Source organism: Halobacterium wangiae (assembly GCF_021249345.1).
Classification (GTDB): Archaea; Halobacteriota; Halobacteria; order Halobacteriales; family Halobacteriaceae; genus Halobacterium; species Halobacterium wangiae.
In genome coordinates, this window is record NZ_CP089588.1 from 2,573,980 (window position 1) to 2,596,665 (window position 22,686).

A 22,686-nucleotide genomic window follows, 5' to 3' on the forward strand; every position below is an offset into this window, starting at 1 on the left:
CGCCCCCACTGAAGCCGTTACGGTACCAGCGAGAGCGCGTACAGGACGCCCATCCCGACGGCGACGGTGGCGAGCATGTCCTCGGTGCGCCACGCGACGCCCGCGGCGACCAGGCCGGCGAGCAGGCGGTCGTTCCCGAGAGACACCGCGAGCGCCCCGTCCTGGAGGAGCAGTTCCGGCGCCACGAGCGCGGCCAGCACCGCGGGGGGCACGAACGCGAGCGTGCGCTTCACGCGTGGCGGTACCTCGTCCATGCGACCGAACAGCGCGACGAACGAGACGCGGAACACGTACGTCCCGGCTGCCGCGGCGAGGATGACCAGCCAGAGTTTCACTGGCCTACCCCCGTCACGTCGACGACGACACCCGCGAGGACGCCGGTTAGCGCGGCGAGCACGATGCCGAGGTTCATCGGCACGCCCACGGCGACGAGCGCGACGAACCCGCCGACGGCGGCCGCGACGTTCGTCGGTTCGTCGGTCATCGACGGGACGAGCAGCGCGAGGAACAGGAGGGGGACCGCGAAGTCCAGCTGGAATCCGTCGGGGAGGCGGTTGCCGGCCACCACGCCCACTGCGGTGCCGCCGACGTACGTCGCGTAGATGGCGGCGGAGACGCCGAGGTAGTACGCCAGCCGGTCGGTGTCCTCGTTCCGCTCGTACTCGGTGACGGCGATGGCGAACGTCGTGTCGACGATGAACTGACAGCAGACGATCCGCCAGCGCTCCGAGAACCGCCGGAAGTAAGGGGCGATGGCGGCGCTGTACATCGTGTAGCGCATGTTCACAACGACTGCCGTGAGCGCGACCACGACGAGGGGCGACCCGCTCTCCAGGAGGTCGATCGCCGCGAGTTGGGCGGCGCCGCCGAAGATCAGTGCGGACATCGCTACCGCCTGGACGTCCGTGAAGCCGGCCTGTACGGCGGCCGCACCCGCGACGAACCCGAACGGGATGTTCGCTGGGAGTGCCGGCAGGGCACCTCGCAGTCCGGACAGGAAGTCCGCGCGCTCGGTCATGGACTCGGAGTAGTCGCCGGTGCGGAGAAGAAGGTTGTCGTTGCGGCAGGCCGAGACTGCGCGTCGGCCTCCCTCGGTCGGGGATTTTTCCACCGCGACTCGACTCGTGGGAACAGGTAACATCAAACCCGTAGGGTCACAACACCACGGCGATGAGTGAGGTGAGTACGGAGGCGGGCACGCGACTCCGGCTGGACCTGTGGCACCCGGACTGCTGGGCCATCCAGGCGACGGAGCGCCACGAGGGCGGGATACTGGCCCACGCCGTCTACGACACGCCGACGAGGGGGGAATCGACGGTCAACGGCCTGTTCACCGCCTACGGTGAGACGGAGGGAGAGGTGGAGACGCTCATCGCGGACATCGAGTCGTCGCCGCTGACGGATACGGTCCGCGAACTCCAGACGCAGTTCGACACGCGTCGCCACCGCATCGCCCCTGGGTCGGTCTCGCGGGAGTTCTTCCTCGAACACGACCCCGGCAACATGATCTGTCCGCTGTTGCTCGAACACGGCTTCGTGCACACGGCGCCCGGGAAGATCGAGGGGGGAAGGGAGAACTGGGACGTCAGATACCTCGGCGAACGGTCCGATATCGAGACGGAGATCGACGAGATCTGCGAGCGGACCGGCGCCGAGATCGACATCGCGCGAATCGGCTCGGTCGGCGGGGAGTCCCGGGAACTCCAGCAGGTCGACCGGCTCACGCGGAGTCAGCGAGAGGTGTACGAACTCGCCCGGGAGAAAGGCTACTACGAGTGGCCCCGGGAGGTCTCCACGCGGGAACTCGCCGACCAACTCGACATCTCGAAGACGACGCTGTTAGAGCACCTCCGGAAGGCAGAGGCGAAGCTCCTCGACCCGTGACGTAGTCGTCCACCCGCTTCGCGGCGGGCGAAAACGCGTCAGTATTTGCCGGCCACCTCCCATGGTCGGCACGCAGTATATGCTGGTCTACGCGAAGAGGTACACTGTCATGCCAGAGGATAGCACAGTCGATCGGCGGACGTTTCTGAAGGTTGCAGGCGGTGGCGGACTGGTCGCCACTGCAGGTTGTATCGGACTCGGGGGAGACGACGGCGGCAGTGGCGAGATCGTGCTCGGTCAGCCGGCCGCACTCACGGGGGACTGGGACTTCCTCCAGCCGGGCGTCTCGCAGGCGACCGACGTCGCCGTCCAGCAGATCAACGACGCGGGCGGCCCGCTCGACCGCGAGATCACGGTCGAGCGCCGGGACACGGCGGTCAACCCGCAGGAGGCTCGCTCGGTTACCACCCAGCTCATCGAGAACGACGAGGCGGTCGCGCTCATCGGCCTGTTCTCGAGCGAGATCAACCCGCTGTGGGACTTCCTCCAGGAGCAGGAGACGCCCATCGTCACGCCGTGGCCAGGGTCCTCGTTCCTCGACACACGTGGCGGCGACATGGGCACGCCGGACGACATCTCCGACGACGAGTGGGTGTGGCGGACCGTCATCGGCGACACCGTCCACACCGCCGGCGCTGCGTTCCGCGCCCTCGAGCAGGGCCACGACACGGTCGGCATCATCAACGGCACGGCGGAGGGCGCCCGTAGCTGGGTCGACGGCTTCCGCACCGCATACGAGGACAACGGCGGGACCGTCGCCGAACAGGTCGAGGTCAACCTCGGCGAGTCGAGCTACCAGTCGGCGCTCGAACGCCTGTTCAGCGCGGACTTCAGCGCCTTCGCGGTCAGCATGCCCCTGGAGAGTGCGACGACGCTCCTCTCGGACTGGTCGGACGGCGGCTACGGCGGGCAGCCGATCCTCTCGGACCCCCTCTCGCAGAACTCCCTCGCAGAACAGGTCGGCAGCGACCTGAACGGCGCGTGGGCGGCCAGTCCCGGCCAGGCCGGCCCCAACTTCGACAGCTTCAAAGAGGTCTACGAGCAGGGCGGCGACGCCGAACTCAACGGCTGGACGCCGCCGTCGTGGGACGCTGTCAACGCCATCGCGCTCGCCATCCACCGCGGTGGCGAGGCGACCCCGGAGGCCATCCAGCAGAACCTCGGCCCCGTCACGCGCGACGGTGGCACGGAAGTCGCCAACTTCGCGGACGGAAAGGAGGCCCTCGACAACGGCGACGAAGTCAACTACCAGGGCGCGGCGACCCCGACGAACTTCACGAACTTCGGGAACGTCATCGGGCCAGTCGTCGTCAGCGAAGCACAGGACGGCGAATTCACCGAGGCCGAGATCATCCCCGCTTCCGACCTCAGTGACTTCGTCGCCGAAGACGAGTACTGAGAGATGGGACTCGCCCAGAACATCATCTTCGGTCTCGTCACCGGTTCGTACATCGCGATCGCGGCGATCGGGTTCACGCTCATCTACGGCATCGTGAACATGATCAACTTCGCCTACGGCGAGTACCTCACGATCGGTGCGTTCATCGGCTTCCTCGCTGCGGGGGTACTCCCACTCCCCGTCGCGGCCGCCGTCGCGATGATCGGCGGCGGCATCGTCAGCCTCGCGCTCGCGCGGCTGTTCTTCACGCCAATCAACGACACCGGCCCGGTACCGATGCTACTGACGTCTATCGGTCTCGGACTCGTCCTGCGGAACGTCATCCGACTGTGGGCCGGCCGGGGCGCTCGCTACATCGACACGCAGACCACCACGTTCCGGACTGAGGGGCTTCCGGACCTCCCCGTCGGCTCCTACGACCTCCTCGGGGACTTCTTCGTGACGTCCGAACACCTCGTCGTCATCGGTGTCACGGTCGGTGTCTTCCTCATCCTGCACGGGCTGTTGACCCGGACCGACGTCGGCATCGCGATGCGTGCGATGGGCGACAACGAGTCGCTCGCCCGCGTCCGCGGCATCGACACCCAGTTCATCCGCAACAGCGTCTGGATTCTCGCGGGCGTGCTCGCCGGTCTCTCCGGCGTGCTCGTCGGCGTCCAGACGAACGTGAGCGTCACGACCGGCTACGCGCACATCCTCCAGATACTCGCCGCCGCGATTCTCGGCGGCGCGGGGAGCCCGTACGGTGCCGTCGCCGGTGCGTACGTCATCGGCCTGGTGATCGCGCTCTCGACGGCGTTCCTGCCGTCGAGCATGACGGGCATCTCATCGGCGATGGCGTTCGTCATCCTGGTCGCCGTGTTGCTGGTGAAACCGAGCGGTATCGCCGGGACGGAGGTGCGTGAGGCGTGAGCGTCACCGACCGCCTCCCGGGCGACATCGCCGACCGCGCCGGCCTGATCGGGCTGGTCCTGGTCGTCGCCGCGATCGCGATCGCCGTCTCGCCGCTCGTCGTCACCGTCCCGAGTGCACTCCTGGTGTTCGTCGAGGTGGGGATCCTCTTCGCACTCTACGGCATCCTCGTGCTGGGGCTGGACCTCCAGTACGGTCACACAGGGCTCGTGAACTTCGGGCACGTCCTGTTCTTCGCCGTCGGCGGGTACACGGTCGCAATCCTCGCCGCCGAAGGGTCGTTCTCGGGGACCAGCCTCGGCTACCCCTGGCCGCTCGCACTCGTTGCCGGCGTCATCGTCGCCGGCGTCGTCGGTGCGATCGTCGGCGCGACCTCGCTCCGGCTGCGCGACGACTTCCTCGCCATCGCAACGCTCGCGGCTGCGGAGATATTCTACAGCCTGACCCGCAACCTCCAGGACCTCCTGGGCGGGACCACGGGCATCCTCAGCATCCCGACGCCGCTCGCGGAACTCGCCGCGGACTACGACACCGCGATGTTCGTGACGCTGCTGGGGATGCTGGGGGCCGCGGCGTTGACGTTCGCCGCACTCACGCGACTCACGGAGGCGCCGTACGGTCGCGTGCTCCGCGCGATCCGCGCCGACGAACTCGTCACGCGCTCGGTCGGCAAGTCCGTGTTCACGTACAAGATGCAGGCGTTCGTCTACGGCGCCGCCCTCGCCGGGCTGGCCGGCGGGCTGTTCGCGCTGTACAACGGCGCGGTCGCGCCGGGCTTCTTCACCATCCAGGTGACGGTGACGATCTGGATCGGGATGCTACTGGGCGGCGCCTCGAACCACCGCGCGGTGCTCGCCGGCCTCGCGATCATCATGGGGCTGCGGCTGTTCTCCCGGTTCGCGAACCAGTCGCTCCCGGTCTCCTCCGGGGAGTTCGCGTCCATCCGCCTCATCGCGGTCGGGATGATCCTCGTCCTCGTCATCCGCTACCGGCCCGCGGGCATCTGGGGTAACGAGAAGGAACTGGGGGTGGACTCGTGACGCTGCTCGACGTCGACGGACTCGTCAAGGAGTTCGGCGGACTCCGCGCACTCGACGGCGTCACCATGTCCGTCGACAGCGGCGAACTCGTCGGCGTGATGGGGCCGAACGGCGCCGGCAAGTCGACGTTCTTCAACTGCGTCAGCGGCGTCGTCAAGCCCGACCGCGGCACGGTCGTCTTCGAGGGCGAGGACGTCACCGGCGACCAGCCGGAGGTGCTCGCACGCAACGGGCTCGTTCGCACGTTCCAGCACACTCGCCAGCTCGACACGATGACCGTCCGTGAGAACGTCAGACTCGCGGCGCTCGACCAGCCGGGCGAGCGCACGCTCCCCGCGCTCCTCCGCAGCGACGAGATGCAGGCTGTCGAGGACGACGTGGCGAAGCGCGCCGACGAACTCATCGAGGCGTTCGAACTCGACCACCTCCGCGACGAGTACGCGAGCAGTCTCTCGGGCGGCCAGCGCAAGCTCCTCGAACTCGCACGCGTGCTGATGCTCGACCCCGACCTGCTGTTGCTCGACGAACCGTTCGCCGGTGTCAACCCGACGCTGACGAACGAAATCGCCGAGCGCATCGAGGCGCTCAACGACGAGGGGATGACGGTCGTCGTCATCGAACACGAACTGGAGACGCTGACCGCGCTCGTCGACCGCCTCGTCGTCCTCGAACAGGGGAGTGTGCTGATCGACGGCGAACCGGAGACTGTGCTGTCGGACGAACGCGTCATCGACGCCTACCTCGGAGAGTAAGTATGTACGAAGGACACACGCACGGCCGGTACGGTGCTCGGTGGAGCGCAGGCAGCGTCGGACGACCGACGGAGGTGAGACAGTGAGTCTGCTGGACGTCGACTCCCTGGACGCCGGCTACGGCGACCTCCAGGTGCTGTTCGACGTCGACCTCGACGTCGACGACGGCGAGTACGTCACTATCGTCGGGCCGAACGGCGCCGGGAAGTCGACCGCGATGAAGGCCATCTTCGGCCTCGCGGACAGACAGGGTGGAACCATCACGTTCGCCGGCGAGGACATCACCCACCTGGACCCGGAGGACGTCATCGGCGTCGGGATGAGCTACGTCCCACAGACGGAGAACGTCTTCCCGTCGCTGACCGTCGAAGAGAACCTCCGGCTCGGCGGGTACATCCTCGACGAGGTGCCCGAGGAGCGCCGGCAGGCGGTCTTCGACCGGTTCCCGGTGCTGGAGAAACGCCTCGACCAGCGCGCCGGCACGCTGTCGGGCGGCCAGCAGCAGATGCTCGCGATGGGCGCGGCGCTGATGCTCGACCCCGACCTGCTGTTGCTCGACGAACCCTCGGCGGGACTGGCTCCGGACCTCGTCGACGAGATGTTCGACCGCATCGACGCTGTCAACGAGGCCGGCACGTCGATTCTGATGGTCGAGCAGAACGCGAAAGAGGCACTTCGGCGCTGCGACCGCGGCTACGTGCTCGCGCAGGGCGAGAACCGCTACGAGGGCGCCGGCAGCGACCTGCTGGACGACGAGGAGGTACGTCAGCAGTTCCTCGGCGGCTGAGCCGCCGTTCTCCCGCCGTTCTCACTCGACTCAGAGCGACTGCTCGGTCCCGACGCCCGCGTCGCGCGCGGCGTCGTACACCGTCGAAGCGGCGGCGACGTCCAGCACTGCGGTGCCGACGCTCTCGACGACCAGTATCTCCTCGTCGCTGTCGCGGCCCGCCGTCCCCGCGAGGACGTCGGCGAACGGTATCAGGTCCCGCTCGCCGATGCTCGACGCCACGATGTCGCCGATGCCCGCCACCTCCTCGGGGACGTCCGCGAACACCCGGGCGGCACGGTCGAACACCGCCGGCTCGAGTTCCTGCATCTCGGCGTTGTACGCGCCGACTGCGACGACGAGTGTCCCGGGCTGGAGCGCCTCGGCAGGGAAGACGGGTTCGGCACTCGTAGTCGCCGTGACGACGACGTTCGCGTCCTCGACGGCGGCCCCCGGCGACTCGACGGCCGTCGCGTCGATGCCGTGGTCCCGGAGGTCCGCCACGCAGTCGTGTCTGGAGTCGCTCGGCGAGTAGACGGCGACCCGTTCGACGTTGGCGAGTGCGGCGATGGCGCGGGTCTGCCAGCGGGCCTGCGCGCCGGCGCCCAGAACCCCGAGTCGGATCGGGTCGACGGCGAGCTCGCGCGCCGCCAGGCCGCCGATACAGCCCGTGCGGGCGTTCGTGATACGGGAGCCGTCCATGAACGACACCGGCTCGCCGGTCCGGGCGTCTGCGAGCACGATCTGGGCGTGTATCGTCGGCAACCCCCGGTCGGGGTTGTCGGCGTGAACGCTGACCAGTTTCGTCGCGAAGTACGACTCGCCGTGGACGTACGCCGGCATCACCAGCCCCTCACCGAGGCTGTCCGCCGAGTCGAGCCCCGTCCCGACCGGGTAGTGTGGTCGGTCTGGCCGTTCGACCTCGCCGGCGCCCTGTTTGACGAGTGCACGTTCGACGACGGGTGCCAGCGATTCGAGGTCGAGGAGGTCGCCGACGTCCGCGTCCGACAGTACCAGTACCATAGACCCGGCGACGCGAGCCACCGAGTTAGGGTTTTCCCGGTTCGGCGGCCGGGCGTACGGGCTCGCCGACGGGCAGTGGGGGCGGCGCCGACCGCCCTCCCTGCTGGTCCAGACCACTCCCCTCGTCCAGTGACGCGCGTCGAGCGTCGGGCCGCGCCCGGCAGATTTATTCTCGTCACGGCGTGAAGGTAGTTCACATGGATGTTGTCGTCGTCGGCGGTGGTATCGTCGGGCTCTCGTCGGCTCACTACCTCGCGGAGCGGGGTGTCGACGTGGTTCTCTGCGAGAAGGGGTCGCTCGGTTCGGCGAGCACGGCGCGCTCGGCCGGTGGAATCCGGAGCCAGTTCTCCACCGCGGTGAACGTCCGACTCTCGGAGGCCAGCCGCGAGGTGTGGGACGACTTCGAGTCGGTGTTCGGGGTCGACATCGAGCACCGTCGCTGTGGGTACCTCTTCCTCGCGCGCACCGAGGAGGCGGCCGCACAGTTCCGGGAGAACGTCGCGATGCAGAACGACCTCGGCGTCGACAGCGAGTTCCTCGACCCGGCTGACGCCGTGGAGTACTGCCCCGGCCTCAAGGCCGAGACGTTCGTCGGTGCGACCTACCACGCGACCGACGGTTTCGCGGACCCGAACCTCGCCGTCCAGGGGTACGCCGCTGCGGCACGCGATGGCGGTGTGGACGTCCGGACGAACACCGCGGTGGCAGACGTGCTCACCGACGGGGCGGCCGTCACTGGCGTCGAACTCGCGGACGGCGAGCGCCTCGACGCCGACTTCGTGGTGAACGCCGCTGGCGCGTGGGCGGCCCCGCTCGCCGCGATGGCGGACGTGGACCTCCCAATCGAACCGCACCGCCGACAGATCGCGGTCGTCGACCCGACGATCCCCGTCCCCGAGAGCGTCCCGCTGACCATCGACCTCGAGACGGGGTCGTACTTCCGGCCGGAACGCGACGGCGCCGCGCTCGTCGGCGGTCACTTCGAGGAGGACGGCGACCCCGTCGACCCGGACCGGTACTCGGAGTCGATGGACATCGAGTGGGCAGCGACGGCGGTCGAACGCGCCGCCGACTACACGACGTACTTCGACGGCGACTCACGCATCAAGCGCGGGTGGGCCGGCCTCTACGCCGTCACGCCGGACCACCACCCCATCGTCGAGGAGACCATCCCCGGGTTCGTGACGGCAGCCGGCTTCTCCGGCCACGGCTTCCAGCACGCGCCAGCCACCGGCCAGCTCGTCGCGGAACTCTGCGTCGACGGCGAACCGTCGCTGACGGACATCTCGGAGCTGACCAGCGACCGCTTCGAGACGGGCGACGACCTGGTCGAGCGGAACGTCGCGTGAGAACGTAGACGGCCGCTGTCGCCCCGCCTCACTCAGAACTGGTAGTCCGACTCCCGGATCTGGGCGTAGTTCTTTTTCCGGTAGCGGAACTTCGCGCGCCGGTACTGCGTGTACAGTTTGAGGCCGCCAGCCGCCGAGCGCGCGTTCGACTTCGAGATGATCTTCCCGCTCTCGCTCGACTCGAACATCTTGCGGGTGATGCGGATGGTCCGGTCCCAGTCGGCTGGCCCGTACTCGCTGACTACGTCGGCCATCGCGACGTTGCGCCGGATCTCCGTGCCGATGGCGTCGTGCCACGCGTCGTTGTAGTCTGTGAGTCGGCCCTCAGCGGCGAGTTCGCCAGCGAGCAGGCCGGTGCGGTGGGCGACGTGGTCGCCGCCCTCGTGGAACGCCGAGGTCGTCCCCATCGCGCCGCCGACGACAGCGATGCCGGCTTCGGTGGGGGACTCGATGGGACGCGTCGAGGAGATTGGGTACGTCTCCGTGCTCTTGGACTTCCCGTGGCCCTCGACGAGCGGGAAGTCCGCCTCGACGTCGTACTCGTCGCCGTACAGTTCCTCCAGCAGGCGACGGACGTAGACGCCGCCGGAGGGGATCTGCTCGTCGTCTTCGCGGAGCAGTCGCCACTCGCTGGCGTCGAACGCCTCGACGTCCATCCCCATCGGCATCGTGAGGCCGACGCGGGCGACGTTGTCGCGGTTCGGGAACACCCAGGGGTAGGCCGTTTCGCCGGGCATCCACCCCCACCAGAACTTCATCGAGTCCGCGTCGAACAGCTCGTCGGGGAACCGCCGGTACTCCTGGTAGGCGATGTGGTTCGCCGTCGGCGGGGAGAGGAGTTCGCTGGCGCGCTTCCCGTCGGGGAGCAGCGGGTCGAGGACGCGCATCGTCACCTGGCGCTGTGGGCCGTCCGCGAGAATCAGGTACTCCGTGGTGACCGACTCGCCGTCACCGAGTCTGAGTGTGTGGCTGTGGGCGCCGTCGAGCTCCGAGTCGACGGACTTCACGGACGTGCCGACGAGGTACTCCGCGCCCGCGTCCTCCGCGCGGGAGCGGAGCCAGTCGTCGAACTTCGCGCGGTGGAACGTGAACCCGAAGCCGTCGTAGTCGGCCTCGATGCCCGTGCGGTCGACCGACACGCGTTCCGTGGGACCGATGAACTCCGCGTCCGCGAGTTCCTGCTCGATGACGTCCTCGGGGATGTCCTCGAACTCCAGGTCGGCGACGTCGAGCCAGTAGTCGAGGAAACCCGCGGCGTCCGTGGAGTCCGGCCCGAGTCGGTCTCGGTCGGCCCGGGGAACGCCCTTCTCGTAGACGACGACGTCCGCACCTCGCTCGGCGGCCGCGTAGGCGGCAGCGGACCCGGCTGGTCCGCCGCCGACGATGGCCACGTCGACGTTGGTCATAGTCGCCAGTCACCGCGCTGTCCTTAAAGTGCTTCGAGTTTTCACGCCCACAGGTCTCAAGCGGGCCGCGCCCGTGACGGTACGTATGCCGCGTCTCGACGACCCCGTCGACGTGGGCGGACTCCGCCTGCGCAACCGTCTCTACCGCGCGCCGCTGCTGGAGTGTGCGGGCACCGACGAGGACACCGCGGAGACGCTCGTCGCGGACCTCGAACCCGCGGCGGCGTCGGGCGCCGGCCTCGTCTGCCAGGGCGCGACCATCGTGCGCAGCGAGAGCGGGTGTGCCGCCCCAAACATGACCCGCGTCCACGACGACGCGTTCGTCGCCACCCTCTCGCCGGTCCCCGAGGCCATCGAGTCCCACGGCGGCCGCGTGTTCGCGCAACTCGCTCACGGCGGCCTGCGCTCGATGGAGGTGTGGCACGCGGGCTACCGCGACGCCCACCCGGACCTCGACCAGCTGGCCGTCTCCCGGCCGCCGCTCCCGATGCGCCTCGCCGACCACGCGGGCTTCCTCGACCTCTCCCCGGACGTCCTCTCTACCGAGGCGGTGTACGAACTCGCTGCCGACTTCGGGCGGGCGGCCGAGCGACTCGCGGACGCCGGCTACCACGGCATCCACGTCGCCGGCGCGAACATGGGCCTCGTCCAGCAGTTCCTCTCGCCGTTCTACAACCGCCGCGACGACGAGTTCGGTGACGGCTTCCGGTTCCTCGAAGCCCTCCACGACGAGGTCCGGGCGCGCACGGACGTCCCGCTCATCGCGAAGATTCCGGCCGAGTCGCGGGCGCCCCGGGTGATCCGTCGTCGCCTCACCGAAGACGACTGCGTCCGCCTCTGCGAGCGCGCCGCAGAGACCGGCTTCGACGCCGTCGTCCCGGTCTCCGGGAGCCCCTTCTGGGACATGCACATCGTCCGCGGGGAGTATCCGGAGCGCGCCTGGCGCGAGGGTCAGTTCCAAGCCGGGTACGCCGAGGCGTTCGGCAGTCAGTGGCGCGCCCGTCTCGTCTCGCTCGCGAACCGTCTCCAGGCCCGCAACGCGACGTTCGAACCCGCGTGGAACGCCGACCTCTGCCGGCGCGTCAGGGAGCGCGTGGACGTCCCGGTGATGCTGGAGGGCGGCGTCCGCGAGCGCGAGCGGATGGACCGCCTGCTCGGCGACGCCTGCGACCTGGTGGGGATGGGCCGGCCGTTCTACGCAGAACCCCGCCTCCCGGCGCGCCTGCTCAACGACGGCGGCGCTGCTGTCTGCGAGAACTGCAACAACTGCACGGTCCCCCAGGTCACCGGTGCCCCCGGCATCTGCCGCACGCCGTCGGTGCTCGCCGAGCGCGGCCGCCTCGAACGCGAGCACGCCTACGACCGCGACTGAGCCGCGAACAGACGGACGAAGCCGCCAGCGCGCCGTTCGTCGAACGTGAGCCGCGCGTACTGGGCCATCGCCCCGCGCGCGTCGTCGATCTGCCTGTCGAGTTCGGCGCCGGGGTCCGACTGGCTCTCACCGGGCGAGCCGGCCGCGACGAACGCGTCGAACAGCCGGTTGAGCCGCCGTGCGAACCGGCGGTCGCTGCGGCCAGCCTCGAGCACGGCGACGTGGCCGCCCGGCGCGAGGCGGTCGACCCACTCCCGGATGCCGTCGACCGGGTCTGCGAGCAGGCCGACGACGAACGACCCGAGTATCCCGTCCACGTCGTCGACCGGCGGGCGTGCAGCGTCGCCGCGGACCAGGTGGACGTTCCGCCAGCCGGCGCGCTCGACGCCCGCCCGGGCCTGTGAGAGCATTCGCGGCGTGAGGTCGACGCCGACGACCGTGCCCTCCGGGCCGACGCGCTCGCGGAGGTAGCCGAGGTTCGCGCCGGTGCCACAGCCGAGATCGACGACCGTGTCGCCCGCCGTCAGCGCGAGCGCGTCGGTGGCCTCGCTCCGCAGGCTACCGAGGCCGGGGAGGAGCCGGCTGAACCAGTCGTACGCGCGGGCCCAGCGGGCGTAGAACGTCTGCGTCTCGGCGACAGTCACACCACTGAGTTCGGTCGGCCGTCACAAAAGTCCGCGGGCACTCCCGGCTCAGTCGGCGCGCTCGATGGGTTTGAGTCCGTAGGCGAGGCTCCCGACGAGTCCGAGCACGACCGGGATTGCGAAACTCACGTACAGCAGTTGCCCCGACCCCCAGTAGGCCGCGAGTCGCCCCGCGTCCGCGAGGACCACGAGGAAGCCGAGCCACGCGAGGAGTCCGAACCCGACGCCCGTGGCGAGTGCCCGGGACCACGAGGGTGCGAGTACACCGACGACGATGCCGCCGACGAGCAGGCCGACCCAGTGTACCCAGGCGAGCGCGAAGGCGGCGACGACGCCGACGGTGCCGACCGCGGCGCGGCGCATCACTCACCACCCCCGAACTCGATGGTCGGTCCCCCGAACGTCCGGTCGAAGGCGTAGTAGTCGCCGGCCGCCCACGCCGCCAACTGGTCGTCGTACTGGCCGCTGAACGGGTCGCCGTCGTTCCCGCCGGGGAGCACGACCGTCGCGTCGCCGTCCATCGGTACGACCATCCGCCAGCTACTCCCCACGTCGCTGTCCCGCCGGAAGTTGTTCACCGTCGCGGGAGAGCCGTCCGTCGGCATCTCGGGGTAGTTGAGGAACGACTGGTCGAACGGGTGGGCGAGCGCGACCACGTTGTAGTCCCCGTACGTCTCCCAGCCCTCGTCGCCGACGCGGTCGGCGGCCGCGTCGAGCGCGGTCTCCATCGCCGCTGGCGCGCTCGCCGGCGTCGCCTCGCGGTCGAACCACGCCGCGTCCGCCGGGAGCGTGACTGTCACCCAGTCGCCCGGCCAGTACTCCTCGCCCAGTTCGACTGCGTCGAACCCCGCGCGGTAGAGTTCCTCGCGGTAGGCGTCGAGGAAGACGGCGAACGCGAGCGCTCCCTCGCTGTCCGCGACCATCCGGTAGTCCCAGTCCGCGAGCGCCTCGAAGGGCGCGCCCGCGCTCTCGACGTCGACGGCGTCGAGCAGTCGCGGAACCAGCCGCCGGGCGCGCGTGTCCAGTGCGTCCCGCTGGAGGTCGCGCATGTCTGCCGGGTTCACGTCGCCGGCGGCCGTCCAGTCGTCGAGCAACTCGTAGATGCGCTCGCCACGGAACGGCGCCGCGAACGACTCCCCGAGGTAGTGCTTGGGGTCGTCGACGATGCGCTGGTTCGCGGTGGCGACGTACCCGGCGTTCAGCGCGCCGGGTTTCTCCTCGAAGGGGACGAAGCCGTCCCAGGAGGACTCGCCGTACGGCGTGAACCCGGCCCACTCGCCCTCGCCCGCGGAGCCGTCGAACACCCACCAGCCCGGCACTTCCTCGCCGTCGACGCGCCGGACGGGGATGCGGCCGGTGACCTTGAAGTACGTGTTCCCGTCGCGGTCCGCGTAGACGACACACTGCGTCGGCAGGTCGAAGTCCCGCGTCGCATCGCGGAAGTCCTCGACGCCCTCGCTGTGGGCGTAGGCGTGGATGGCGTCCGTCGTCGCGGTGGCGGTGAGGCCGGTCCACGCGACGCCGACTCGTTCGCCCTCTCGTTCGATTAGTGGCCCGTGGACTGTCTTGCGCTTCGTGACGGTGACGTCCTCGCCGTCGGCCACCTCGATGGTGTGGTCCTCGGTGTCGAACTCGCGCCACTCCCCCTCGTAGCGGTAGCGATCGCCGTCGACCTCGTACTCGTAGACGTCCAGGACGTCCGCGCCGGCGTTCGTGAACCCCCACGCCCCCGCGCTGTTCTCCCCGATGATCACGAACGGGACGCCGGGGAAGGTCACCCCGCGAACCCAGTCGTCGGGGCCGTCGAGGTGCTGCTGGTACCAGACCGGCGGCGCGAGCAGGGAGAGGTGCGGGTCGTTGGCGACGATCGGCTGGCCGCTCTCGGTGTGCTCGCCACCGACGACCCAGCTGTTCGACCCGACGCCGTCCGGTGACTCGAACGTCGAGAGCCACTCCGTGAGCGCCGCACCGGGGCCGTCGCTGCGCTCGCTGTCGTCGCCCGCGAGCGAGTCGACCGGCCCCGCGTCCGCGTCGCGGAGAATCGGGCTGTCGTGGTCGTAGCGCCGCGGGAACAGCTCCTCGTAGGTGTCGCCGAGCGCCTCGCGGAGCTGCGCGCGTCGGAGCGTCTCGAAGCTCCCCGTGAGCGTCCAAGAGATCTGCAACTGGAGGAGCAGCGTGTCGGCGGGCGTCCACGGCGCGGGCTCGTAGTCCAGCAGTTCGAACTCCGGCGGGAAGCGCTGATCGTCGCGGGCCGCGTTCACGCCCTCGGTGTACGCCTCCAGGATCCCTGCGACCTCCGGGTTCCGTGACTGGAGGGCGGTCCAGTTCGCGTCGGCCGCCCGTGCGAAGTCCATCCGGACGTGGAACTCGTCGGAGTCGAGCGTCGCCTCGCCCACGACGGCCGAAAGCTGGCCGCGCATGAGGCGGCGCTGGAGGTCCATCTGGAACAGTCGGTCGGTGCCGTGCGCGTAGCCGACGGCGTAGTAGAGCGCGCGCTCGTCGTCGGCACTGACCTCGGGTACGCGGTGCCCGTCGTACTGGAGGGTCGCGGGCCCGTACGGGCTCTCCACCTCGCCGGGCGTCCCGTCGGTCGTCGACTGCCAGACGTCCCCCGAGAGCGGCGCGAACCGGTCGAGGTAGCTCGCAGCCGGCGTGAACAGGCCGCCTGCCGTCACCCCGCCGACGACTGCGGTCACGAGGCCGCGGCGGAGGATGTCGACGTCGTCCATGAGTTCCGAGTGACTGCCCGCGACTTATAACTGTACAGGTCGGCTGGCCGACAGGCGCCAGGAGAGGGTGGCTGCTACTGGCCGTAGGACTCAAACTTCCGCTCGACGGTCGCCAGCTGCTCCTCGGAGAGTCGGTTCGGCTCGCCGTGCTGACGGGCCTCGAGGTAGAGCCGACAGAGGTTCTCGACGTGGACCGTGTTCTCGACGGCCGACGGGAGGTCCTCGCCGACGACGACGAGCCCGTGGTTGGCGAGGATGCAGGCCTTCGACTCGGCCGCCTCCATCTCGTCCACGACGAGTTCCGCGAGTTCGTCCGTGCCGTAGGGGGCGTAGCCCGCGACCGGCACCGACCGGCCGACGGCGGTGATCATGTAGTGAATCGGCGGGAGTTCGTCGCCGAGCACGGCGAGCGTCGTCGCCCACGTGGAGTGCGTGTGGACGATGGCGCCCGCGTCGAGGCGCTGGTAGATGCCGGTGTGCATCGGCACCTCGCTCGTGGGTGCCATCTCGCCGGCCACGACGTCGCCGTCCAGGGTGACGACCGGGACGTCACTGGCGTCGAACCCGTCGTAGGGCACGCCGGTCGGGGTGGCCGCGAACTGGTCGTCGCGGCGGACGCTCAGGTTGCCCGTGCGGCCGGGCGTCAGGTCGCTCAACAGCGGTGCGTGGTCGACGACGGCGACGCGTTCGCGGGCGAGCATTACAGTACCAGCCCCGTTAGCTCCCCGAACGCGTCAATCCTGTGGTCCGGGCGCTCGCGGCCCGCGAGGTCGGCCTCGTCGTTGTTGAACAGCACCGTCGTCAGGCCGAGGGCGTTGCCCCCCGCGATGTCCGCGGTGACGGAGTCCCCGACCATCACCACTTCGCTGGGTCTGGTGTCGAGTTGGGCCATCGGGAGCGTGAACATCACGCTGCTGGGTTTCTCCCGGCCCGTCTCCTCGGAAGTGACGACGAGGTCGACGTACTCCTCGATGCCGAGGCGCTCGATCTTCTTCAACTGGATGCGGGTCGTGAGGTTGCTCACGATGGCGACGTCCAGGTCCGACTCGTGGAGCGCTTCGAGGGTCTCCTCGACCCCGTCGAACAGCTCCATCTCGTCGACGTACGTCCCCCAGTAGGCTTCGCCGAGCGCGAGCGCGTCACGGGCGCTGTGGGTGCCGGCGTGTATCTGGATGGCGCGCTTGAAGTAGAGGAACCGCTCGTGGGCGGAGGCCGTGCCCGCGAGTTCCCGTTTGACCTCCCGGCGCCCCGCCTGGTAGAGCGCCTCGAAGTCCTCCCGACCCGACTCGTAACCGAGTTCGCGGGCCGCCTCCCAGGCCGCCTGCTTGCCGGCCTCGTTGCACTCCGGGTAGGAGTACAGCGTGTTGTCGAGGTCGACGAACACCGCCTCGTAGGTCATACCTCACCGTTCCACGGTTCGCGGGTTAACTTCTGGGTCTGTGGTCGGCCGCAGTCTACGGGAACAGGCCGCGGTACTCGTGGGCGGAGGCGGTCCGTTCGAGCGCGATGGTGTACGCGGCCGTGCGCAGCGTCGGGATCTGCTTCTCCTCGTACGCGGCGAGCGTCTCGTCGAAGGCGCTCGTGATCCGGGCCTCCAGGTCCCGGTGGACCTCCTCGAGTTCCCAGGAGTACTGCTGGCTGTTCTGGACCCACTCGAGGTAGGAGACGATGACGCCGCCGGCGTTCGCCAGGATGTCAGGGACGACCGGAATCTCGCGCTCCTCGAGGACGTTCGCGGCGTCGAACGTGGTCGGGCCGTTCGCGGCCTCCACGACCACGTCGGCCTCGAGGCGTTCGGCCACGTCGGCTGTAATGACGTCCTCGATGGCCGCCGGGATGAGGGCGTCGACGTCGAGGGTGAGCAGGTCGTCGTTCGAGATGGAGCCGGCGTCGTAGCCCTCGAGGCGGCCGTCGTTGCCCGCGACGTAGTCGAGGACGTCGTCGACGTCGAGGCCGTCGGGGTCGTAGATGGCGCCCGTGACGTCGGAGACGGCGACGACGTTCGCGCCGCGCTCGTCGAGCAGTCTGGCGGTGACGCTGCCGACGTTCCCGAAGCCCTGGATGGCGACGTCGGCGTTCCGCACGTCGGTGTCGAAGTACTCGAAGGTCTCCTCGGTGATGATTGCGACGCCGCGTCCGGTCGCCTCGACGCGACCGTCGGTGCCACCGATCTCCGTCGGTTTGCCGGTGACGACCTCCGGGACGGCGTACCCCTGGTAGACGGAGTAGGTGTCCATGATCCACGCCATCGTCCGGGGGTCCGTGTTCATGTCCGGCGCGGGGATGTCCGTGTCCGGCCCGATCATCCGACGGATGCCCTCCGTGTAGCGCCGTGTGAGCTGTTCGATCTCGGTATCGGAGAGCTCCTTCGGGTTGCAGACGATGCCGCCCTTCGCGCCGCCGAAGGGGAGGTCGACGAGCGCCGTCTTCCAGGTCATCCAGCCGGCGAGCGCCGACACCTCCTCCTGGGAGACGGTCGGGTGGTAGCGGATCCCGCCCTTGTAGGGCCCGCGTGCACTGTCGAACTGGCAGCGGTACGCCTCGAACACCTCCACGGTCCCGTCGTCCATGCGGACGGGGAGGCTGACACTGAGTGTGCGTTCGGGGGACTGGAGCCGTTCGTAGATGCCGTCGTCGATGTCGACGTACTCCCGTGCGTCCTCCATCTGCGCGAGCATGTTGTCCAGCGGGCCGCTCTCGGTCATACTCTGGCAAAAATTGCGGTCCGTACAAGTGTGTGCCGTATCGAACCCGCCGTGCTACGCGACCACACGACGGAGTGTCACTGGTCGCCGCCTTCGCCCGGAGCGTCGGCCTCCGGGAGCTTCAGGACGTTCTCGCGGCCGATGCGGAACGACTCGAGTTCGTCGTCCTCGCGCATCTGCTTGACCACCTGACTGGTCTTGGCCTCCGTCCAGCCGAGCGCCTCGACGACGGCCTGCTGTTTGGCGCGACCACCCTGGGACTCGAGGAACTGCTGGACGCGCTCCTCGTTGCTCAGTAGCTCCGACGGCGGCTGGTCGGGTCCCGCGTCGCCACCGGGTGTCGCAGCCCCAGTCCCGCCCTCCTCGGCGTCCGAGGGCGCCGGCCCGGCGCCGTCGCGGTCCGCCGTCTCGCGGCGCCAGTAGAGCCAGCCGGCACCGCCGAGCAGGAGGACGGCGACGGCGCCCCCGAGCGCGGGGACGAGCAGCCCACCGCCGCTCTCGTCGTCCTCGCCGCCGTCGGTAGTCGTCGTCGCGTTCGTCGTCTCCGTCGTCGCGGTGGCGCTCGGCACCACGACGACGCTCGGCTGACCGTCACCGAACTCCAGTGGCCCCTGCCACTGAACGGCGTCCTCCTGTGGGGCCGTCCCCTCGGGGTCGATCTCCGCCGTCTCGTAGCCATCCGGCCACGACATCGTCAGCGACGTCTCGTTGTCGAGGTAGAACCCCTCGAGGGCGTCGCCGGCGGCGATGGCGTTCTCCTCGGTGGCCGCGAATCCGTGCCACTCGAACTGGTAGGTGACGACGCCCAGCGACTCCTCGTTGAGGCTGTTCACGCGCGTCGAGACGGTGACGTTCTCGACGGACATCTGCCTGCCCGTGCTGTTCTCCGCCGCGTCCACCGTCGCGGTGATACGGCTCTCGAACTGCCCGACGTAGTCGGAGGTGTTCGTTCGGATGTCGTCCTGCAGCGACTCGAAGGCGGCCGTCTCGTTGTCGTTGGTCAGACGCGTCCGGTAGGTGAACGTCCACTCGGCGTCACCGTCGTCCTGTACCGACGCGGACAGCGAGACGGAGTCCGGGTCGAACTCCTGTGGCATCCCGAGCGCGCCGTCTGGCGTCGTCGCGACGGCCGCTGGCGACAGCACCGTCGCGAGGACGAGCAATCCGGCGACCCAGGCCGCTCCCCGTTCCATGGTTCCCCCTCGGACGGCGTGCTTGAAAGGGTTGTTATCGACCACGCCACTCGGGGTCCCGGTCCTCGAAGAAGGCGTCGATGCCCTCGTCCTTGTCGGCCGTGGAGAACAGCTGTGCGAACAGTTCCGCCTCGTACTCGATGCCCGCCTCCAGGTCCATCCGCGAGGCTGCCTTCACCGCGTCCTTGCCGTACGCCAGGGCGACTGGACTGTGAGCGGCCATCGAGGACGCGAGGTCGGCCACGGCGTCGTCGAACTCCTCGTCGCCGTACACGTCCTCCACGAGGCCGATGTCGCGGGCTTCCGTGGCGTCCACCAGGTCGCCCGAGAGGACGAGTTTCATCGCCTGCCCCTCGCCGACGACGCGCGGGAGGCGCTGGGTCGCGCCGCCGCCCGGGATGATGCCGAGGTTGATCTCGGGGCTGCCCAGTTTCGCGCGCTCGTGGGCGATGCGGACGTCGCAGGCGAGCGCCAGTTCGAGGCCGCCACCGAGCGCGTGGCCGTTCAGCCGCGCGATCACTGGCTGGCGGACGTCCTCGACCGTCTCGTAGACGCGGGGGCGCTCGCTCGCCTGGCGCTGCTCGACGGCGTTCCGCTCCCGGAGTTCACCCACGTCCGCGCCTGCGACGAACGCTCCCGCGTCGTCGCTGCCGGTGAGCACGACCACGCGCGCTTCGCTGTCGTCGACAGCCGCGAACACCGCCTTCAGTTCCTCGCGGAGCGGGCCGTGCAGCGCGTTCCGCGCGTCCGGGCGGTCGATTGTGATGGTCGTGACGTACTCGGGGTCGTTTTCGCGCACGCGGACGAACTCGCAGTCGGCGGCAGTCTCGGTGACGTCGCTCACTCCTGTTCACCCCCTCCGTCGCGCGCGGCTTCTCCGTCGGTCGCCCCCAGATCGCCGCTCGTCCCGACGATCTCGCCGTCCTCCCAGACGTAGAACCCCTCGCCGGTCTTCTTCCCGAGTTTGCCCGCGCGTACCTTCCGCTTGAGCACTTGTGGCGGCCGGAACCGCTCACCGAGCTCCTCGCGGAGGTGTTCGAGGATGTCCAGGCGCACGTCCAGGCCGACCACGTCCCCGAGTTCGATCGGCCCCATCGGGTGGTTGTAGCCGAGTTCCATCGACGCGTCCACGTCCCGGGGGCTGGCGACGCCCTCCTCGACCATCCGCATCGCCTCGACGCCGAGGGAGACGCCGAGGCGGGAGGACGCAAACCCCGGCGAGTCCTGCACCTCGACCACCGTCTTGTCGACGTCTTCGACGAACTCCCGGGCGAACGACAGCGTCTCCTCGCTCGTCTGTTCGGCGACCACCACCTCGACGAGCGTCATGATGTGGACGGGGTTGAAGAAGTGGAGGCCGACGAACTGTGCTGGACGCTGGAGCGCCGACGCGAGTTCCGTCACCGGGAGACTCGACGTGTTCGACGCCAGTACGGCGTCGGCGGGCGCGACGTCCTCCGCCTCGCTCAGAACGGTCTGCTTCAGATCGACGTCCTCGGGGACGGCCTCGACGACGAGGTCGGCGGCCGCCACGGCTTCCTCGAGGTCGGTCGTCCCCGAGAGCCGGTCGAGGGTCGCGTCGCGCTCGTCGGGCGTCACCTTCTCGCGCTCGACCCCGCCCTCGAGATTCGACTCGACGGCGTCCAGTCCCTCGGATACGATGTCCGCGTCCACGTCTCGGAGCGTCACGTCGTGGCCCGCCATCGCGGCGACCTGCGCTATGCCGTGGCCCATCGTGCCCGCGCCGAGTACTGCGACGTTCATGCCACGGAGTTGCTCGGCGCTCGTGAAAAAGCTACCCGGGTCGGCGAGGACAGCGTGGTTCGGAGCGAGCAAGGCGAGCGAGAACCACGGGAACGCGAACGGCGACGGAGGAACCGTGAGGACAGGTTCAAGGCGGCCGCGCGTCGACTCTTGGACGATCGATGGCAGACAGGACGCGTTCGCGGCTCTCCCCGCAGCGCCCACTCGACTGGCTGCGCGCGAGACTAATCCCGCGACTGCGGGCCAGCCGCTGGGTCTCCGAGGAGGCCGCGGAGCTACTCGACGAACTGCTGCGGGCCGACCGCGACCCCGACCGCGCGAACGAGAAACTCGACGACTGGGTCGACAACCACCGGTAGGCTCAGTAGCCGTCGGCGAACTCCCTGGCGCGCTCCCGGACGGCCGCGTCGTCCATCCGGACGTGTTCGCCGTCCCGGTAGAGTACCTCACCGTCCACCATCGTCAGCGACACGTCGTCGCCGTGTGCCGCGAAGACGAGGTGGGAGTACGGGTCGTGTATCGGCGTCGAGCGGGCGTTGTCCGTCGCCAGGCCGACGACATCGGCTCTCCACCCCTCGCGGAGTTTGCCGACGTCGTCGAAGCCAGCAGCCATCGCCCCGTTCCGGGTCGCCATCTCGAAGACGGTGCGCGCGGGCAGGGTCGTCGGGTCGAGGTCCGACACCTTCCCGAGCAGGCTGGCCTGGCGCATCTCCGTGAACGCGTCCAGCGTGTTGTTGCAGGGCGGCCCGTCGTTGCCGAGCGCGACGTTGATGCCGCGGTCGAGGTAGTCCGTGACGGGCGCGACGCCGGAGGCGAGTTTCATGTTCGACGACGGGCAGTGCGTGACGTGTGTTCCCGTCTCGGCGAGCATCTCGCGCTCGCTCTCGTCGGTCCAGACGCAGTGAGCCAGCACCACGTCCTCGCCCGTCAGTCCGACCTCGTCCAGCCAGTGGACGTTGCGCTTGCCGGTGTTCTCCTTGACGGCCTCGATCTCGCCCCGGTTCTCGCTGGCGTGCGTGTGGATGCGGACGCCGTACTCGTCGGCCAACTCGCGGCAGCCCCGCAGGCACGCCTCCGTACAGGAGACCGCGAATCGCGGCGTCACGGCGTACCGGATGCGGCCGTCGTGCGCGCCGTCGAACTCCCGGATGAGTTCCTCGGTCTCAGCGAGTGCCTCCTCGGTGTCCTCCAGGAGGCCCTCTGGGGAGTCCCTGTCCATCAGGACCTTCCCCATGAGCGCGCGCACGCCGCTGTCCCCGGCGGCCTCGAACGCCTGCTCGGCGTGGGAGACCGAGAGGTGGTCGACGGCCGTCGTCGTGCCGGACTCGACGAGTTCGAGGTACGCGAGGTCCGCGGCGGCGCGCATCTCCTCGGGACCCATCGACGCCTCCATCGGCAGGACGTGGTCGAACAGCCAGTCCAGCAGTTCCTCGTCGTCGGCGATGCCGCGTCCGAGGCTCTGCACGGAGTGGACGTGGCCGCCGACAAGTCCCGGCGCCAGCAGGTCGGACTCCACGCGCTCGTGGTCCGGGTACTGCTCTCGGAGGTCCTCGCGGTCCCCGACAGCCGCGATGCGGTCGCCGTCGACCACGACCGCGCCGTCTTCGACGACGGTCTCGGCGTCACAGACGACGGTGTCGGCGCACAGTAGCGTCATTCCCTCACGTTCTACGACGGCCGCGCCCCTAACTCGTTCCGGTATCTCCCGCGGAGTAGCTGGCCATCACCCGGTAACCACGCTTTCCGAC

Annotated in this window: 23 protein-coding genes; 9 read left to right on the forward strand and 14 right to left on the reverse strand. The window is 69.3% G+C overall.

Annotated elements, in window-relative coordinates; translation table 11 throughout:
• Positions 1-17 precede the first annotated feature (17 nt).
• Positions 18-335: an AzlD domain-containing protein gene (locus LT965_RS13610; protein ID WP_232701383.1), complete on the reverse strand. Its 318-nt coding sequence runs from the start codon at positions 333-335 to the stop codon at positions 18-20.
• A complete protein-coding gene (locus tag LT965_RS13615) occupies positions 332-1,018 on the reverse strand; it encodes an AzlC family ABC transporter permease (protein WP_232701384.1) in 687 nt (228 codons plus the stop codon). Before LT965_RS13615 ends, LT965_RS13610 begins: the two co-directional genes overlap by 4 nt.
• A gap of 152 nt (positions 1,019-1,170) precedes the next feature.
• On the opposite strand from LT965_RS13615, the gene LT965_RS13620 reads away from it, so the two are divergent.
• The 6 genes from LT965_RS13620 to LT965_RS13645 all read left to right on the forward strand — a co-directional run bounded on the left by LT965_RS13620 (position 1,171) and on the right by LT965_RS13645 (position 6,774).
• Complete coding sequence (locus LT965_RS13620; protein ID WP_232701385.1) at positions 1,171-1,884, forward strand: helix-turn-helix domain-containing protein; 714 nt, start codon at positions 1,171-1,173, stop codon at positions 1,882-1,884.
• 109 nt (positions 1,885-1,993) lie between these two features.
• Positions 1,994-3,283, forward strand: coding sequence for an ABC transporter substrate-binding protein (locus LT965_RS13625; RefSeq protein ID WP_232701386.1), 1,290 nt, complete (start codon positions 1,994-1,996; stop codon positions 3,281-3,283).
• Between the two features lie 3 nt (positions 3,284-3,286).
• Positions 3,287-4,195 carry a branched-chain amino acid ABC transporter permease gene (locus tag LT965_RS13630; protein ID WP_232701388.1) on the forward strand — a complete coding sequence of 303 codons (909 nt, stop codon included), beginning with the start codon at positions 3,287-3,289 and terminating at the stop codon, positions 4,193-4,195.
• Positions 4,192-5,235, forward strand: a complete 1,044-nt coding sequence (locus LT965_RS13635; protein ID WP_232701390.1) for a branched-chain amino acid ABC transporter permease — start codon at positions 4,192-4,194, stop codon at positions 5,233-5,235. Before LT965_RS13630 ends, LT965_RS13635 begins: the two co-directional genes overlap by 4 nt.
• On the forward strand, positions 5,232-5,987 hold the full coding sequence (locus LT965_RS13640) for an ABC transporter ATP-binding protein (protein ID WP_232701391.1): 756 nt from the start codon (positions 5,232-5,234) through the stop codon (positions 5,985-5,987). Before LT965_RS13635 ends, LT965_RS13640 begins: the two co-directional genes overlap by 4 nt.
• 82 nt (positions 5,988-6,069) lie before the next feature.
• A complete protein-coding gene (locus tag LT965_RS13645) occupies positions 6,070-6,774 on the forward strand; it encodes an ABC transporter ATP-binding protein (RefSeq protein ID WP_232701392.1) in 705 nt (234 codons plus the stop codon).
• 30 nt (positions 6,775-6,804) lie between these two features.
• Here LT965_RS13645 and LT965_RS13650 read toward each other — a convergent pair whose 3' ends face one another.
• Entirely contained in the window at positions 6,805-7,776 is a 972-nt protein-coding gene (locus LT965_RS13650) for an ornithine cyclodeaminase family protein (protein WP_232701393.1), read from the reverse strand.
• 197 nt (positions 7,777-7,973) lie between these two features.
• Between LT965_RS13650 and LT965_RS13655 the strand changes: the two genes are divergently transcribed.
• Positions 7,974-9,125 carry an NAD(P)/FAD-dependent oxidoreductase gene (locus LT965_RS13655; RefSeq protein ID WP_232701394.1) on the forward strand — a complete coding sequence of 384 codons (1,152 nt, stop codon included), beginning with the start codon at positions 7,974-7,976 and terminating at the stop codon, positions 9,123-9,125.
• Between the two features lie 32 nt (positions 9,126-9,157).
• Here LT965_RS13655 and LT965_RS13660 read toward each other — a convergent pair whose 3' ends face one another.
• Complete coding sequence (locus LT965_RS13660; RefSeq protein ID WP_232701395.1) at positions 9,158-10,531, reverse strand: NAD(P)/FAD-dependent oxidoreductase; 1,374 nt, start codon at positions 10,529-10,531, stop codon at positions 9,158-9,160.
• Between the two features lie 85 nt (positions 10,532-10,616).
• Between LT965_RS13660 and LT965_RS13665 the strand changes: the two genes are divergently transcribed.
• On the forward strand, positions 10,617-11,903 hold the full coding sequence (locus LT965_RS13665) for an oxidoreductase (RefSeq protein WP_232701396.1): 1,287 nt from the start codon (positions 10,617-10,619) through the stop codon (positions 11,901-11,903).
• On the opposite strand, the gene LT965_RS13670 is transcribed toward LT965_RS13665, so the two are convergent.
• From LT965_RS13670 to LT965_RS13710, 9 genes are all read right to left on the reverse strand, one after another.
• Positions 11,888-12,547, reverse strand: a complete 660-nt coding sequence (locus LT965_RS13670; protein WP_232701397.1) for a class I SAM-dependent methyltransferase — start codon at positions 12,545-12,547, stop codon at positions 11,888-11,890. The genes LT965_RS13665 and LT965_RS13670 overlap by 16 nt on opposite strands.
• A 48-nt stretch (positions 12,548-12,595) precedes the next feature.
• On the reverse strand, positions 12,596-12,910 hold the full coding sequence (locus LT965_RS13675) for a hypothetical protein (protein ID WP_232701399.1): 315 nt from the start codon (positions 12,908-12,910) through the stop codon (positions 12,596-12,598).
• Positions 12,910-15,276 (reverse strand): penicillin acylase family protein, encoded by a 2,367-nt coding sequence (locus tag LT965_RS13680; protein ID WP_232701400.1) that lies wholly within the window; start codon positions 15,274-15,276, stop codon positions 12,910-12,912. The genes LT965_RS13675 and LT965_RS13680 overlap by 1 nt, the downstream gene beginning before the upstream one ends.
• 74 nt (positions 15,277-15,350) lie before the next feature.
• Positions 15,351-15,977, reverse strand: coding sequence for a ribulose-1-phosphate aldolase (locus LT965_RS13685; protein ID WP_232701401.1), 627 nt, complete (start codon positions 15,975-15,977; stop codon positions 15,351-15,353).
• Positions 15,977-16,675 carry a ribulose-1,5-bisphosphate 5-phosphatase gene (locus LT965_RS13690; protein ID WP_232701402.1) on the reverse strand — a complete coding sequence of 233 codons (699 nt, stop codon included), beginning with the start codon at positions 16,673-16,675 and terminating at the stop codon, positions 15,977-15,979. Before LT965_RS13690 ends, LT965_RS13685 begins: the two co-directional genes overlap by 1 nt.
• 55 nt (positions 16,676-16,730) lie before the next feature.
• On the reverse strand, positions 16,731-17,981 hold the full coding sequence (locus LT965_RS13695; RefSeq protein ID WP_232701404.1) for a Glu/Leu/Phe/Val family dehydrogenase: 1,251 nt from the start codon (positions 17,979-17,981) through the stop codon (positions 16,731-16,733).
• 77 nt (positions 17,982-18,058) lie between these two features.
• Positions 18,059-19,174, reverse strand: a complete 1,116-nt coding sequence (locus LT965_RS13700; protein WP_232701405.1) for a helix-turn-helix transcriptional regulator — start codon at positions 19,172-19,174, stop codon at positions 18,059-18,061.
• A 34-nt stretch (positions 19,175-19,208) separates the two neighbouring features.
• Entirely contained in the window at positions 19,209-20,018 is an 810-nt protein-coding gene (locus LT965_RS13705; RefSeq protein WP_232701406.1) for an enoyl-CoA hydratase/isomerase family protein, read from the reverse strand.
• Positions 20,015-20,938, reverse strand: a complete 924-nt coding sequence (locus LT965_RS13710) for a 3-hydroxyacyl-CoA dehydrogenase family protein (RefSeq protein WP_232701407.1) — start codon at positions 20,936-20,938, stop codon at positions 20,015-20,017. The genes LT965_RS13705 and LT965_RS13710 overlap by 4 nt, the downstream gene beginning before the upstream one ends.
• Before the next feature lie 161 nt (positions 20,939-21,099).
• Here LT965_RS13710 and LT965_RS13715 point away from each other — a divergent pair, with 161 nt between their 5' ends.
• A complete protein-coding gene (locus LT965_RS13715) occupies positions 21,100-21,297 on the forward strand; it encodes a hypothetical protein (protein WP_232701408.1) in 198 nt (65 codons plus the stop codon).
• A gap of 2 nt (positions 21,298-21,299) precedes the next feature.
• Here the strand turns inward: LT965_RS13715 and LT965_RS13720 are convergent, their stop codons facing one another.
• A complete protein-coding gene (locus LT965_RS13720) occupies positions 21,300-22,595 on the reverse strand; it encodes a 5'-deoxyadenosine deaminase (RefSeq protein WP_232701409.1) in 1,296 nt (431 codons plus the stop codon).
• Positions 22,596-22,686 lie beyond the last annotated feature (91 nt).

Coding starts and splice junctions, on each gene's coding strand:
- LT965_RS13665 (WP_232701396.1), top strand. CDS start 10,617: ATGCCGCGTCTCGACGACCCCGTCGACGTGGGCGGACTCCGCCTGCGC.
- LT965_RS13655 (WP_232701394.1), top strand. CDS start 7,974: ATGGATGTTGTCGTCGTCGGCGGTGGTATCGTCGGGCTCTCGTCGGCT.
- LT965_RS13720 (WP_232701409.1), bottom strand. CDS start 22,595: ATGACGCTACTGTGCGCCGACACCGTCGTCTGTGACGCCGAGACCGTC.
- LT965_RS13650 (WP_232701393.1), bottom strand. CDS start 7,776: ATGGTACTGGTACTGTCGGACGCGGACGTCGGCGACCTCCTCGACCTC.
- LT965_RS13630 (WP_232701388.1), top strand. CDS start 3,287: ATGGGACTCGCCCAGAACATCATCTTCGGTCTCGTCACCGGTTCGTAC.
- LT965_RS13675 (WP_232701399.1), bottom strand. CDS start 12,910: ATGCGCCGCGCCGCGGTCGGCACCGTCGGCGTCGTCGCCGCCTTCGCG.
- LT965_RS13710 (WP_232701407.1), bottom strand. CDS start 20,938: ATGAACGTCGCAGTACTCGGCGCGGGCACGATGGGCCACGGCATAGCG.
- LT965_RS13690 (WP_232701402.1), bottom strand. CDS start 16,675: ATGACCTACGAGGCGGTGTTCGTCGACCTCGACAACACGCTGTACTCC.
- LT965_RS13685 (WP_232701401.1), bottom strand. CDS start 15,977: ATGCTCGCCCGCGAACGCGTCGCCGTCGTCGACCACGCACCGCTGTTG.
- LT965_RS13715 (WP_232701408.1), top strand. CDS start 21,100: ATGGCAGACAGGACGCGTTCGCGGCTCTCCCCGCAGCGCCCACTCGAC.
- LT965_RS13660 (WP_232701395.1), bottom strand. CDS start 10,531: ATGACCAACGTCGACGTGGCCATCGTCGGCGGCGGACCAGCCGGGTCC.
- LT965_RS13615 (WP_232701384.1), bottom strand. CDS start 1,018: ATGACCGAGCGCGCGGACTTCCTGTCCGGACTGCGAGGTGCCCTGCCG.
- LT965_RS13625 (WP_232701386.1), top strand. CDS start 1,994: ATGCCAGAGGATAGCACAGTCGATCGGCGGACGTTTCTGAAGGTTGCA.
- LT965_RS13680 (WP_232701400.1), bottom strand. CDS start 15,276: ATGGACGACGTCGACATCCTCCGCCGCGGCCTCGTGACCGCAGTCGTC.
- LT965_RS13700 (WP_232701405.1), bottom strand. CDS start 19,174: ATGGAACGGGGAGCGGCCTGGGTCGCCGGATTGCTCGTCCTCGCGACG.
- LT965_RS13620 (WP_232701385.1), top strand. CDS start 1,171: ATGAGTGAGGTGAGTACGGAGGCGGGCACGCGACTCCGGCTGGACCTG.
- LT965_RS13695 (WP_232701404.1), bottom strand. CDS start 17,981: ATGACCGAGAGCGGCCCGCTGGACAACATGCTCGCGCAGATGGAGGAC.